General features: G+C 30.5%; 17 protein-coding genes. 14 read left to right on the forward strand and 3 right to left on the reverse strand.

The annotated features are described in order from the left end of the window. The first annotated feature begins 50 nt into the window (after nucleotides 1-50). From prfA to H3143_RS00675, 6 genes are all read left to right on the forward strand, one after another. Complete coding sequence (gene prfA, locus H3143_RS00650; RefSeq protein WP_182078921.1) at nucleotides 51-1,133, forward strand: peptide chain release factor 1; 1,083 nt, start codon at nucleotides 51-53, stop codon at nucleotides 1,131-1,133. A 4-nt stretch (nucleotides 1,134-1,137) separates the two neighbouring features. After that, the gene (locus H3143_RS00655; RefSeq protein WP_182078922.1) at nucleotides 1,138-1,986 is read left to right on the forward strand and encodes a peptide chain release factor N(5)-glutamine methyltransferase; all 849 of its coding nucleotides are present in this window, start codon (nucleotides 1,138-1,140) and stop codon (nucleotides 1,984-1,986) included. Then, nucleotides 1,980-2,531, forward strand: a complete 552-nt coding sequence (locus H3143_RS00660) for an L-threonylcarbamoyladenylate synthase (protein WP_182078923.1) — start codon at nucleotides 1,980-1,982, stop codon at nucleotides 2,529-2,531. Before H3143_RS00655 ends, H3143_RS00660 begins: the two co-directional genes overlap by 7 nt. A gap of 87 nt (nucleotides 2,532-2,618) precedes the next feature. After that, nucleotides 2,619-3,083 (forward strand): RpiB/LacA/LacB family sugar-phosphate isomerase, encoded by a 465-nt coding sequence (locus H3143_RS00665; RefSeq protein ID WP_182078924.1) that lies wholly within the window; start codon nucleotides 2,619-2,621, stop codon nucleotides 3,081-3,083. After that, nucleotides 3,070-3,573, forward strand: coding sequence for a hypothetical protein (locus H3143_RS00670; RefSeq protein ID WP_182078925.1), 504 nt, complete (start codon nucleotides 3,070-3,072; stop codon nucleotides 3,571-3,573). The genes H3143_RS00665 and H3143_RS00670 overlap by 14 nt, the downstream gene beginning before the upstream one ends. 46 nt (nucleotides 3,574-3,619) lie before the next feature. Beyond that, nucleotides 3,620-4,144 (forward strand): Holliday junction resolvase RecU, encoded by a 525-nt coding sequence (locus H3143_RS00675; RefSeq protein ID WP_182078926.1) that lies wholly within the window; start codon nucleotides 3,620-3,622, stop codon nucleotides 4,142-4,144. Here the strand turns inward: H3143_RS00675 and H3143_RS00680 are convergent. Beyond that, nucleotides 4,116-4,487: an HU family DNA-binding protein gene (locus H3143_RS00680; RefSeq protein WP_182078927.1), complete on the reverse strand. Its 372-nt coding sequence runs from the start codon at nucleotides 4,485-4,487 to the stop codon at nucleotides 4,116-4,118. The genes H3143_RS00675 and H3143_RS00680 overlap by 29 nt on opposite strands. A gap of 138 nt (nucleotides 4,488-4,625) precedes the next feature. Between H3143_RS00680 and H3143_RS00685 the strand changes: the two genes are divergently transcribed. From H3143_RS00685 to H3143_RS00710, 6 genes are all read left to right on the forward strand, one after another. Beyond that, the gene (locus H3143_RS00685) at nucleotides 4,626-5,075 is read left to right on the forward strand and encodes a DUF1951 domain-containing protein (RefSeq protein WP_182078928.1); all 450 of its coding nucleotides are present in this window, start codon (nucleotides 4,626-4,628) and stop codon (nucleotides 5,073-5,075) included. A gap of 2 nt (nucleotides 5,076-5,077) precedes the next feature. Next, nucleotides 5,078-5,287, forward strand: a complete 210-nt coding sequence (locus tag H3143_RS00690) for a hypothetical protein (RefSeq protein ID WP_182078929.1) — start codon at nucleotides 5,078-5,080, stop codon at nucleotides 5,285-5,287. A gap of 191 nt (nucleotides 5,288-5,478) precedes the next feature. After that, nucleotides 5,479-5,970, forward strand: a complete 492-nt coding sequence (gene rplJ, locus H3143_RS00695) for a 50S ribosomal protein L10 (RefSeq protein ID WP_228444800.1) — start codon at nucleotides 5,479-5,481, stop codon at nucleotides 5,968-5,970. A 40-nt stretch (nucleotides 5,971-6,010) separates the two neighbouring features. Next, nucleotides 6,011-6,376, forward strand: a complete 366-nt coding sequence (gene rplL / locus H3143_RS00700) for a 50S ribosomal protein L7/L12 (protein WP_182078931.1) — start codon at nucleotides 6,011-6,013, stop codon at nucleotides 6,374-6,376. Between the two features lie 48 nt (nucleotides 6,377-6,424). Next, on the forward strand, nucleotides 6,425-6,598 hold the full coding sequence (gene rpmF / locus H3143_RS00705; protein WP_011113378.1) for a 50S ribosomal protein L32: 174 nt from the start codon (nucleotides 6,425-6,427) through the stop codon (nucleotides 6,596-6,598). Further along, on the forward strand, nucleotides 6,598-6,789 hold the full coding sequence (locus H3143_RS00710; protein WP_011113379.1) for a hypothetical protein: 192 nt from the start codon (nucleotides 6,598-6,600) through the stop codon (nucleotides 6,787-6,789). Before rpmF ends, H3143_RS00710 begins: the two co-directional genes overlap by 1 nt. Before the next feature lie 195 nt (nucleotides 6,790-6,984). Here the strand turns inward: H3143_RS00710 and H3143_RS00715 are convergent, their stop codons facing one another. Then, nucleotides 6,985-8,160, reverse strand: coding sequence for a DnaJ domain-containing protein (locus H3143_RS00715; protein ID WP_182078932.1), 1,176 nt, complete (start codon nucleotides 8,158-8,160; stop codon nucleotides 6,985-6,987). A 360-nt stretch (nucleotides 8,161-8,520) separates the two neighbouring features. On the opposite strand from H3143_RS00715, the gene H3143_RS00720 reads away from it, so the two are divergent. Continuing rightward, entirely contained in the window at nucleotides 8,521-9,732 is a 1,212-nt protein-coding gene (locus H3143_RS00720; RefSeq protein ID WP_182078933.1) for a hypothetical protein, read from the forward strand. A gap of 32 nt (nucleotides 9,733-9,764) precedes the next feature. Then, entirely contained in the window at nucleotides 9,765-11,885 is a 2,121-nt protein-coding gene (locus H3143_RS00725) for an MATE family efflux transporter (RefSeq protein WP_182078934.1), read from the forward strand. 68 nt (nucleotides 11,886-11,953) lie between these two features. On the opposite strand, the gene metG is transcribed toward H3143_RS00725, so the two are convergent. Continuing rightward, nucleotides 11,954-13,813 carry a methionine--tRNA ligase gene (gene metG, locus H3143_RS00730; protein ID WP_323368755.1) on the reverse strand — a complete coding sequence of 620 codons (1,860 nt, stop codon included), beginning with the start codon at nucleotides 13,811-13,813 and terminating at the stop codon, nucleotides 11,954-11,956. Between the last annotated feature and the right edge of the window lie 2 nt (nucleotides 13,814-13,815).

A 13,815-nucleotide genomic window follows, 5' to 3' on the forward strand; every position in this document is an offset into this window, starting at 1 on the left:
CAAATTTAATATTTGGGTTGTTTGTTTTTATTTTATCAACGAACTATATTATGGAATACAACAAACAGATGTATGAAACATTAGTAGCAATTAAAGCTACTGCAGAAAAGTTAAATAAAGAACTAGAAGGTTTAACTAATGACTTTAAGCGGATTCATGCAATTAATAAAGAATTAAAACAAAAGAAACAATTGCTAGAAGTTTTTGAAACTTATGACAAATTGGTTGTAAGTGGTCTAGAAGCTGAAAAGATCATTAATGATAATGCGATGAAGGAATTTCATGAGTTAGCGATTCTTGATTTAGATGCAGCTAAAGAACAGATTCCCGATTTAGAAGAAAAACTAAAAGTTTTATTATTACCAGCAGATCCTAATGATGATAAGGAAGTGATCGTAGAAATGCGTCCAGCTGCTGGTGGTGATGAATCTTCGATCTTCGTTGGAAATATGTTTGATCTTTATAAGGAATATTGTTCTAAACATGGTTGAAAGATCAACGTTATTGAAATGTTGCCAACTTCTGTAGGTTATAGCTTTATTTCATTTGAAATTAATGGTGAAGATGTTTATTCAAAGATGAAGTTTGAATCAGGTGTTCACCGTGTTCAAAGAGTGCCCGCCACTGAAGCAAAAGGCCGAGTTCATACGTCTACAATTACGATCGCGGTGTTACCTCAACAAGATGATGTTGAGATTGAAATTAATCCATCTGATTTAAGAATTGATACTTATCGAGCTTCTGGAGCTGGTGGTCAACACGTTAATAGAACTGAAAGTGCAGTAAGAATTACTCATATTCCAACTGGAATTGTCGCAGCTTGTCAAGAAGGTAAATCACAAATTTCTAACCGTGAAACCGCAATGAAAATGCTTCGTTCAAAATTATGAGAAGCAGCTGAAAAAGAAAAGAATGATGCTTTATCTTCACTAAGAAAGAACCAGGTTGGTTCTGGTGATCGCGCAGAAAAGATCAGAACGTATAACTACCCACAAAATCGTGTAACTGATCACAGAATCAATATGTCATTAAACAGTTTGGATCGATTCATGATGGGAGACATTGATGAAATGATCGATGCATTACGTTCTAAAGAACAAGAAGAAAAAATGAAATTAATTATGAACGAATAGTTTTATGACTTTCCATGAATTAATTAATTACCTAACAAATAATTATTCAAAATATCAAGAGAAGTACTCTTGATCATTTTTTTTATTAATAAAACATCATTCTCAAAAAATAGAGAATAAAACTGATTTAATAACTTTACGTAATGAAGAAATAGATTTTAATTTTAATCGTTTTATTAAAGATTGCGATCGCATTTATAAAGATGAATATCCAGTTGAATATATTACGAATCAGATAGAAATAAACGATTTGAAACTATTTGTTGATGAAACAGTTTTAATTCCTAGGTTAGATACAAATGCTGTAATCGATAAGTTTATAGAAACAATTAATTCACGCTCAGACGTTATTAACGTTTTAGACATTTGTACAGGCACAGGATTGATTGCATTAACAATAAAAAAACGGTTTCCAAATTATCAAGTATTTGGATCAGATATTTCAAAATCAGCGGTAAAAATAGCTAATTTTAATGCTGTAAATAATTTATTAGATGTAAGGTTTTATGTTGCTGATTATCTAGATGTTTTTGAACAACTAACTGATGAAATAGATTCGCTAATTATTAATCCGCCTTATTTAGATGAAGAATTAAAATCTAATTACATTAAGGAAATAAACTACGAACCATTTAATGCTCTGTTCGCTAAAAATGGTGGAACGTTTTTTTATGAAGAAATATTCAGATATTTAACAACGAATAAAACTAATATTAAAGTTCTTTGTATGGAGTTTTCTGAACTCATATATGATAAGGTAGTGCAATTATTAAAGAAATATAGTTTATTAGATAAAACTACTTTTTTTAACGACGCTAACGATAAGTTGCGAGGGTTTATTATTGAATGATAGTTCTAGAATTTGAAAAAGATTTTGACGAAATAGTCAAAGCTATTAATGATCATAAGTTGGTAATCTTACCAACTGATACTGTCTTTGGAGTAGTCTGTAAATCTAAAGACAAAATATATGATTTCAAGAAAAGAGATTTAAGTAAAAAATTAATTTATTTTTGTTCTGATGTTGAACAAACTAATGTAAAAGATAAGTTATTCATAGAGTTAGCTAATCGCTTTTGACCAGGTAAATTAACGCTTGTATATAACAAAGAAAGTTATCGTATTCCAAATAATCCTTACCTTTTAAAAATTTCAAAAATATGCGGTAAAATTTACTCTTCTAGTGCTAATATAAGTAATTTTGATCCTTATAAAAATTGAGAAGAATACTATAACGATTCATACTTTAATGAATACAACGATCTAGTCTTAGTAAAAGGAAAAACTACATCTGAACAAGGATCAACTATTTATGATTTAGATTCAAACAAGATTTTAAGAGAAGGAGAATTGAGTTCGGTTCTTAAAGAATTCTTAACCAACAACACTAAAGATTAGATCTCTTTTTTAGATCCTTGATGAACATTTAGGGGATTTATTTAACTAACATATAAATAGATATAGGAATATAATTAAGTAGTAATTATGGACAAGAGAAAAATTGTATTCGTAGCTGATCATACTGGTGTTTTCTTAAAGCAAGAACTTATCAGTATGCTTAAAACTGAATTTCGTAATCAATACGAAGTAATAGATTTAGGTTCAGACGATGAAAAGAGTGCAGATGACTATCCTGATTTTGCATTCATGCTTGAAGATTACTTCAAGGATGAAAACACAAATAATATTGGTGTAGCAATCTGTGGGACTGGTGTTGGGATCTGTATTGCAGCTAACAAGATCAAAAACGTTCGTGCAGGATTAGTAACTGATGTTAGATATGCTGAACTTGCTATCCAACATGATAACTGCAACGTTTTAGTTCTTGGAGCTAGAACAACATCAATTGATGTCAATAAAGAAATCTTAAGAAAGTTCTTATCAGCACAATTCGAAGGTGGTAGACACCAAAGAAGAGTGGATAAAATTAGTAACTATGAGAAAAAATAAGATTAAAGATCCATTAAAAGCTAATTACTTTAAATGAGATCTAGTTCCTGATATATTTAAACCTTCAAGAAAAAAATCATATATTTATTTAGGAATAGCATTAGGTGTACTGTTACTATCCTTAATCTTCGTTGGATTATCAGCATCACCTTATGTGGAAATCTTAAATAGAGGTGTAACTCAAGATCAATTTGTTAACGCAGTTGAAAGAAATGGTTTTTTCACAAGAATCTATACACCTGATAATTCTGGCATCGTTCAACCAGGGATGATCGCTCTAGATATTACCCCATTAGTTAGATTAAGTAATAATCCTAATGTTGTTGCTGATATCAGAATAGCACTTGGAACGATCTCACTCTTCTTGTTTGTTCTATTCATTATCTTAGTAGTTGTTTCTTATATGTATTTTTTAGGTTCAATTAAAGCAATTCCTAAACCTACAAAACCATTCATAACTGAAACAACTATTCACAATAAAAAAGTCTAACTTTTAGACATTAATGACATATATTGAATAAAGGACTATTCGATATATGCATCAAAATAGAGGAATGTTTCTTGAAACATTAATCAACAATACAATTAAGCATAACGAATTAGCCCAAAAGGGGCTAATTTTTAAACGTCACTTACCAATCAATGTTTATAGTTTTGCTAATACAAGAGTGACGGGTTGATTAAAAGAAAAAACCCAGACAGATTATTATGGACTTTATAAGGGTTATTTCTTTGATTTCGATGCAAAACAAAGCTCAAAGATTAATTATTCACTTAAGAATATTAAACAACACCAATTAGATCATTTAAGAAAGATTCACCGTCAAGGGGGAATCGCATTTATCTTGTTGTTGATTGTTCCCAAAGAAGAGTTCTACATGATTCCAATTAAAAAAATTGATTCTTGGTTAAAACACCAAGAATCAAATACTTTAAAGTATGAATGAATTCAGAAAAGCTCTTTTAAACTGGAATTATTTTATCCAGGAGTAATTGGAATCTTTGAAGCTTTGCAAGAATGAATCGATTTAATTACTCTTCGTCGTTCTCGCGATTCTTAAAGAATCCTGAAGGTTTTCTTTTAGGTTGAAGCAACTCATCGTCTTCACTAACGTATTTTCACTTAATCGTAGCAGTTGCTTCTTTAAGTGGTTTAGCTGCTCTAAACTTTACTTTTGGTTTAGGAGGAATTCTAGTTTGTGCTCCAGTAATCGGGTTAACTGAAATTCTTTCACGACCAATGGTAACTCTAAAAGTACCAAGCTCAGGTAATCTTACCTGACCTTGAGATTTAATTTCTTTTTTTACTAAATCACTATAAACTTGAAAGCAAGCCTTAACAAGTTTCGGGCTTACTCCAGTACATTCAGCGATAATTTTGCAAATTTCAGATTTAGTTAGCATTTTTATATTTGTTTTTATAAGATATATTTTAATATTTTCTTAATTAAACATTAAAAATATTAAAAAAATTATTCTACAGTTGATTATTATTTGATATTATTAATAAGATTTTTTTAAAACATACAAAATTTATACAATATGTCTCAAAACTTGTCTGAAGAACAAAAGAAAGAAACACAATACCAAGCTAATGTTGAAAAAGCAATAACAATCTTTAATACGTTATTTACTAAAGAAACTAATAAATACGATTTCATTAAATCGATTTATGAAAACGATGGTGTTGCTAATATGGAGTATCCTAGGCAAAAGTTAAATGAACTAATGGATCTAATTATTAGTGAACCATCTAAACATTATGCTAGAAATTTCTTCATCAATACTTGTTTAACCAAGATTACAGCTTATGAAGAGATTGAAGACGTTTTAAGTTTATTCAAAAAGAATAAAGAAACTTTAGATAAATTTTGTTTGTATTACTTACTATTTAAACAATCGTTTAATTTTGACGATTCAGAACGATCTAAAATTAATAAGATCTTATCAAATATTGCACGTGAACTAATTGAGGTTTTAGATTTAAATTAATTATGGCTAGAAGAGATAAGGGAATTAATGTAATTATCCTAATTGTTTTATTAATTTTAGGAATCGTTCCAGGGGTTTTATACGCTTTATTTAAGCTGTTTGTTCCCCCATTTAGTTGGGTGATCTTTGGGATCTTATTGATCTTATTAATCTTCCCAGCAATTATCTACTTACTGACTTGTTCAGATGTAGTGGTGTTTAACAAAAGATAAGTTAAGACAATTTATTTAATCTTCTCTACTTTAAAAATAAAGTAAAGAATGATATACTATTAAAGCAATAACCAAAGACCATAACTGGTAAATCGTAAGATTTCCTTAATTCGTTATGTAGGTTAGATAACTATATCTAATAACAATCTTTGTTATTGTTTTCACTTTACTAATTGAAATTTAAATACACAATGAAAGCAATTATTCAAAAAAAGATTGAACATGTAAATAGAATTGCTGAATTGTTAAAAAGCGCTAAATCGTTTGTCGTATTTGAATATTCAACAATGACAGCAAAAGCTATTACAGCACTTAGAAGAAAAGTAAAAACTAGTGCTAATGAAATGTTTGTTTTAAAAAACAACATTTTAAAAAGAGCAATTAAAGCTGCTGGCATTGATGGATTTGATGACGAAATCAAAAACCAAATCGCAGTTGTGATTGGGTTAGAAGACGCTTTTTTACCAATCAAAGCAGTTCATGAGTATGTTACAGCTAATGAAAAAGTTAATTTCGTTTGCGGATATTTAGAAAACAAAAAATTATCTGCAGCTGAATTAAATGAAATTGCTGTGCTTCCATCAAGAGATGAACTATACAGCATGTTCTTATCAGTGCTTCAAGCTCCAGTACGCAAATTCATGTACGCACTTAAAGCTGTAGCTGATACAAAACAACAATAATTAACTAATTTTTATTCAAAAAACATAGGTAGTACTTACAATGGCAAAATTAACAAAAGAACAATTTATTGAAAGTCTAAAAGAAATGACTATCGTTGAAATCAACGATGTAATTAAAGCAATCGAAGAAGCGTTCGGTGTTTCGGCTGCTGCTCCTGTTGCAGCTGCATCTGCTGCTCCTGCTTCTGCAGCTCCAACTGAAGCAACAGTTGTATTAGTATCAGCTGGTGATAAGAAAGTTGAAGTTATTAAACTAGTAAGAGAAGTAACTGGACTAGGTTTAATGGATGCTAAGAAAGCAGTTGACACTCCTCCTGCAACTATTAAAGAAAATATGAATATTGAAGAAGCTAAAGCATTACAAGCTAAGTTTGAAGCTGCTGGTGCTAAAGTTGAACTTAAATAATCATACCCATCCACTTTATTAAAATTTTTATAGAATAAATAAAACATCATGGCAGTACAACAAAGAAGATCTTCAAAACACCGAAGAGATAAAAGACGTTCACATGATGCTTTAGCAGTTAACTTAATTAACGTATGTAAGCATTGTGGGAAATTCAAAAGAGCTCACAGAGCTTGCTCTTGCGGAATGTATAACGAATTAAGAATTACCAAAGCAAAATAATGAACGATAACTTATCACACAAATCTAAAGATTTAAACTTAACTTCAGTTAGTGAGGTATCTAAATACCAAAACAGTAAGATTAAAGCTGGTTTGGATTGGTTTAGTGCGACAGCGATAATCTTACTAACCGTAATTGGAGTTTGTTTAGGGATTTGTATGGCTTGTTTAGTTATTATTCACGCATCTTAATATAATAAGCAAAGAGTTATTAAAATAATAAAAGACCTATCTTAATTGATAGGTCTTTTATTTTGTTTTAACGACTTATAGGAGCAATTTAATTTTACAATATTTGATTGGGTTAATTAGATTAAGTGTTTTTGTCTTATGGAAAATAAAAAAATGGGTTAATGCCCATTTTATTTTTATTAAGAAATAAGGATCTTATTCAGAATCTTTATTCTCAAGTTCTTTCTTCATTAAAGTTTCGTATAAGTTTACTTCTTTGTTTGGTTTAATGAATTCTTTAAGTTTGGCAATCTCTTGCTTAGAGTATTCACTAGGTCTTGCGTAGTTAATAACAACGATTAAATCACCTTTTTCGCTGTAATTAGCACCATAAACGCGTGAATCTAGTTTTAGGTTGATTCCACCGTTAGCAATGGTGATAATATCACCGTTTTTAGTTCCAGCTTTTAAGTTGATTTCCTTGATCTCTTTTAAAGTCGGAATTAAGATTGTTCCACCAACGATAGCTACCAAAGGATCAACTAAAACATTAACCACTACGTGGTTATCACGTAATTCGAACACTCTAGAAGGTTCAATCTTAACTCTTAAGAAAAGATCTCCTACTAGATTCTTATAAATGTGTCCTTCACCACGAACGATTACAACATCTTGATAGAACACATTTGAATCGATTGAAACTTTTCTTTCAACGACTTCATCAACCATTCTGTTTGATTTACAAGTCTTACATTTGTTCTTGATCGTTTGACCTTCACCTTTACAAGAAGGACAAGTTTTTTTGGTTTGGAACATTCCAAGTAATGTTCTTCTTTGTTCAACAACATAACCTTCACCATTACAATCACTACAAGTGATTACATCACCATCAGCTGATCCTGATCCATTACAATCAGGACAAGTTACTTGTCTGGTGTATTTAACGTTTTTAATACACCCATTAGCTGCTTCTAAGAAGTTAATCTTAATATCGTGAACTAGATTAACATCAACTTCTTCGATGTATTCTTGGTTGTGAAAACCACCAGCTCCACCACCAAAGAATTGTGAGAAGACATCACCAAACCCACCTTCGAAATCAAACCCGCTAAATACTGAATTAAACACGTCATAAGGATTGAATCCACCTTGGTGGAATCCAGACGCGTTTAAACCTTCATGACCATAAGTGTCATAAAGTTTTCTCTTTTCTTCATCGCTTAGCACTTCGTAAGCTTCGTTTACTTCTTTAAACTTTTCTTCAGCATCTGATTCTTTGTTACGATCAGGGTGATATTTCATTGCCAGTTTTCTAAAGGCTTTTTTAATATCTTGCTGAGTAGCTGAGCGGGGTACTTCTAGTATTTCGTAGTAATCTCTTTTTGAAGACATATAGTATTTATTTAATTATTGGTCAATCAGGTTTGGTGTTAAAGCAATAATATTAATATTTTAGCACTCTAAGAGTTAAAGTGACAAAAAAGTTGAACAAATTGATTCCACTTATAATTAAGGAAATGAGTTATTAATTGGGATTCGTTAAAAAATTAACGAATCCACTTCAAGTTTATCTTTGTGTTTGAAGTACTTCAAATTAATTTTTTATTGAACCAATTAGATAAAACCTAATTATTGTACTTACTTATTATAAATTTACGGTATAATTTTTTTGCTAAGAATTAAGTTTAATTAAATATAAATTTAATTTTCATCGATAATTTAACAAATTAACTTTTAGATAATCTTAAAAATATGAAGAAAAAAATCCTTAGATCGTTTACTCTAGCTTCTTTTTTAGCTATTTCATTAACTTCTTGTACTAATGAAACTAAAAATCAGATGACTAGTAAAGAAGTTCCTAATAATGGTAATGTAAATTCAAATAATAACCAAGGTGATAATCCTGGTAATCCTTCGTCTACAGCTAATGGAACTCAAGGAGATTCTTCGCAAGGTAGTGCTGGGATGAGTGGTATAAATCCTTCAAGTGGGATGAATGGTTCTAATCCTTCAGGCGGTTCGACTGAAGAAACTACCAATTCAGAACTATCTTTAAAATCTAAAGCTGTTATAGCGTCTGATTTAGTAAGCGTTGATAACGGTGCTTATATTCTTAATTGAACAAAGTTTAATACAACTCTTAGTACAGAGCAACAAAAAGCGTCTAAATTAATGAATTTAGACGTAAACGATCGTGAAGGTATGATTTCGTTTGATTTACAAGTAGGTGAAAATCAAACGATTAAATTTAAGCAAAAAGTTGATTTTGATTTCTCTTTTTTAAGAAGCTTAACTTTTGGTTGAACTGATATTAAATCTTCAACAACTGATAATTCGTTAACTCTACTTCAAAATGTGACGAATGCGACACAACTATCAGCATATGCAGCCCCCGTATTAACAGAATCATTTAATGGTATGAATAACTATTATCCTTATCTAAATAGTTGATTCGATGTTAATCTGACATATCAAAGCTCTGAAAAGAAGCTAGAAGAAAATGAAGTTACTTTTGAATATCAATTAACTAATACAGGTAAATCACCGTTTTTCATGATTAAAAATGGTTCTCAAGAAAACCAACTATGAAGTAGTCAAAAAACTAGAGTGACTTTATCTTATTCTACAGATCTAGCTAATGCTGCTAAAGACGTAATGGTAAACAAATCAAGTGAATTACTTAATAAAGAAATAAGTTATTTCTACGATATGAGTACTCATATGGTTAATACCGAAAAATTAGAAGTAGATGCTAGAAATGAAGGGCTTGTTAAGTTTTCTGACAGTAAATATAATGAACAATTTGCTATTACCTTAATGCAAGGTTCAGCCTTTTTCAACACTGACACAAACGAACTTACATTTACGGTAGAAGTTAAACCAAAAGATAACGATCAAGTTCTTAGTACGGCAATCACTAGAACTTTCACAATCATGCTTGGTAAAGCAAGCCAACAACAATAATTTTTAAGGAGAACAATAAATAACTAATATCCATGAGTACAGGCTATAGCCACGTCGACAAACAAGAAAAAGCTAACAAACTGTTTGGTAAAACTGCAATCTCTAAAGCAATTTGGATTGTTTGTTTACCAGGTTTGTTAGCAGCCTTTTTTGCTGGTTTATACGGTTTTTTTGATCAATTATTGATTCAAAAACTAGTACCAGAAGTTTGAAAATTAAATGATGTTTATAATGGTTTACACTTTTCAAACATCAATGTTTATCAAAGAGTGTTTGATCAGATCTTTGCAAACGATTCAGTCGTAAGAGTTCCCAATATCTATTTCTTTGATAACGGTTTTTATCAAGCATCAGCTTCTTCACCTGTACCAATTAATTATTTTAATAGTGACTTTATTAAAGTTTTTGGTGAGCAAGTAAGAACTCAACCAATTATTACGTTAGATAAGAATGTACTTGCACAAGCTATTAATAACAATCAAATCTTAGATAATATCGTTTTATTATTTAAGAATGTTTATAATTCTCAGATTGGTGTTGCTGGAGATAATACATCACAACTATCTAATGTGTCGATTATCGCTAGACAAGCAGTTAACTCATTCCAAAACGTTCTTTTAATTGGTAACGCTGTTATCTTTTTAATCCCTATTGGTGCTGGTGTATATTACACCAAATCAATTAGTTACAAATATGAAAAAACTGGTCGAGATATCTGAGTAATGTCGTTTTGAACGACATTAATCTTATGTTTAATTGCTAGTGTTGTTTGTTATATCCTAATTGGTGCTGGAGTTCAACGTAACTTAATTGGAACAGCTAACTTAAGTCCTAGAGTAATTGGTTTATTAGAGAGTAACAACACCCAAGATATCGTTAATAGAATCAACAACGTTGATTTAGATTCACTTAAAGGTGTTAATTTTGCAAATTATCCTAAAGTGATCTTAACTTATGATGATGCAATGGCTGATATCTCAGCTCATTGAGCTGATCAGTATAGTTGAATCTATGCTAGTGGGTTCTTTATTATTGGGTGGTTTTCTTTATTATCATTCATGATTCGTTCTGAAGGACGAAACATCTTTGTAACAGTTGCTTCAATCATCTCTAATGTAACTAACGTTTCATTAGACTATGTTTTTATTAAATATGTCAATCTTGGATTGATTGGTGGTGCAACAGCTTCAGTTATTAGTTGAGTAGTTAATTTAGCTTTATATGTTGGGTTTGTGATCTACTTTAATAAGAAACAAGCAACATGATTAAGCTTTCATGATCTATTTAAAGTTAAGTTTAATATCAAGATCATTATTCCGATTATTATCTTAGGATTATCATCGTTTATTCGGATTGTTGGATTAACAGTAATGTTCTTAGTTTACAATTTATTGTTAATCAAAGTATCTGGACAAGATTTCCAAAACTACCACGCAGGGTCCGTCCCGTTATTGATCTTATTCTTCGTCGCCTTGTTTGGGATTTCAGATGGTGGTAGACCATTAGTTGGTTATAACTATACGAATCGCAATTACAAACGAGTACACTCAGCATTCTGGTGATCGTTGTTTGTTACGTTTACGTATGCAATCATTGCATACATCATTGTGTTCTTTATTGCTAAAACAGTTTTAGTTAACTTATTTAACTTTAAAGATCCAAGTACAACACCAATGGTACAACCAATTGATAATGCTGATTTAGCGACTATGTATGTAAGAATCACAATGTTAAGAACTGTGATGTTTTCAATCACTGTTTGTGGCATGATGTTGTTCCAAGGGACAAACGATGTGATTCGATCATACGTTTCATCAGCAATCGAAGGATCATTTATCTCTTATGTTGTTTTTGGTACGGTTTATGGATTATCAACGGTGTTACCAAAGACTAATGATCTAAACATTTGAGTTTATGTTTCAGGTTATGCGATCTCACCATTTATTACATCAATGGTGGTATTAACGATGTCAATCTTATTCTTAACAAGAAATCTAAATGTTAAGAATGAAGCGATCGAACGTAAGATGAATAAATTAGATTTAATGCAATATAACTTCTTTGTTAATGAAGCCAAGAAATATAATTTATTAACACCTCAAGAACAACATGAGTTGGCTGAACAAGAAAGATTAAATACAAATACGCAATAAGATTCGTTCGTTAGTAATTAAAAATGTAGCACTATTAAGTGCTACATTTTATTTATTAGATGAACGAATTATTTAGTTGGTTCTTGTTCTGATACTTTAACTGGTTCTTTTGATTCTTCTTTAGCAGATTTATCAGCTGGTTCTTTAGCTGCTTTTTTATCAGATTCTTTTGGAGATTCTTTTTTAGATTCTTTTCCAGAATCTTTACCAGATTGTTTAGCTTTTTTATCTTTAGCAGGTTTTTGTTCAGTTTGTTCAATTGGACCTAAATTAACAGCTGGATCAGTAAGATTAAGTTTTTGGAACAACTTCTTAGACTTATTAATTTTATGATTGAACAATTGCTCAAAATTATTGATGTTTTCTAATTTTGTTTGTTCAGGGGTGAAGCCCATTTGTTCATAAACTTCTTTTGATTTAGTTGTTAAGATTGGTTCAAGTAAAACAAAGACAGTTCTAATTGCAGCAACTCCTGCAAATAATACGTTAGCCAATTCTTGAGTCTTACCATTCTTATAAAGTTCTCAAGGTTTTCTTACTTCAATCACGCTTGAATATTCTTTTGAAATATTAAGGACCAATTTAATTGCTGAACGAATATCGTTTTCTTCAACTAGTTTTTCAAATTCAGCTGGTAATTTTTTGACTTCTTCTAAATACTTATCTTCTAATTCATTACCAGGTACATAAGGTAAGATGATTGACTCTTGTCTAGATTCAATCATCGGAATTAATCTATGAACTAGATTACCTAAATTATTAATTAGATCAGCACTTACAGTTTCTTGGATTAAGCGTTTACCAACTTTGCCATCTTCACTTAAACTTAATTCTTTAAGTAAGTAATAACGTAATTGATCAACGCCAAATAGTTCAGCTAACTCAATTGGATCAATGATGTTATCAAGTGATTTAGACATCTTATTACCATTTTCATCTAAGATCCAACCATGAGAGATCATTCTTGTTGGTTGTTTGATTCCTAGCATCTTTAAGAAGATTACTCAATAGATTCTATGAAATCTAGTAATCTCTTTGGCAATCAAATGAATTCTTTCACTATCATCGTTGTTTCAAAATTCTTGGTACAACTTATCGTCTTCTGTACCAAAACCCATTGATGTTAAATAAGAAAATAAAGCGTCTAATCAAACATAGATTCTATGACTCTTATTAAGTGGTGTTTCAATCCCCCAACTAATACTGGTTCTACTAATTGATAAATCTTTAAGACCAACATTAACAAAGTTGTTCAACATCTCTTTGTTTCTAGATGTTGGATAAACACTTGGAACATTATCAGTTAATGATTCTTTAATAAAATCCTCAAACTCTGATAATTTAATGAAATAAGAAGGTTCGTTGATTGCACTGATCTTATGACCAACATTACAGTAAAGTTGGTCATCTGGATCTAAGGATAGATCCATATTAGTTTTTTGAATTAGATCAGCTTTTTTTAACACACTTGAACTTGTGTAATTCTCTTCACAATCAACACAGTACAACCCTTGTCATTGATCTAAGTAAATATATTTCTTAAGATAAAACAAACCAAAGATCTTTTTAACTACTTCTTGGTGGGTTGGTTCAGTGGTTCTGACAAATCTTGTTAATTCAATATTTAAAAGATTGAATAAATCCTTAAATTTACTTGAGTATTGATCAACCATCTTTTGTGGAGTTAAATTTAAGGATTTAGCTTTGGTTTCGATCTTTTTACCAAACTCATCAGTGCCTGATAAGAAGAAAACATCATAACCTCTTTGTTTTTTAAATCTAGCTAGAAAATCTCCAAGAATTGTTGTGTAAGCATGCCCAATGTGGGGGTTACCTGAAGCATAATAAATTGGAGTTGAAATATAACACTTTTTGTTCTTTAACATCGTTTGATTATCCTTATTAATTTTATTGAAATAAAATTCGATTT

The sequence above is a fragment of the Mycoplasma tullyi genome, from assembly GCF_014068355.1.
Lineage (GTDB): Bacteria > Bacillota_I > Bacilli_A > Mycoplasmatales > Mycoplasmoidaceae > Mycoplasmoides > Mycoplasmoides tullyi.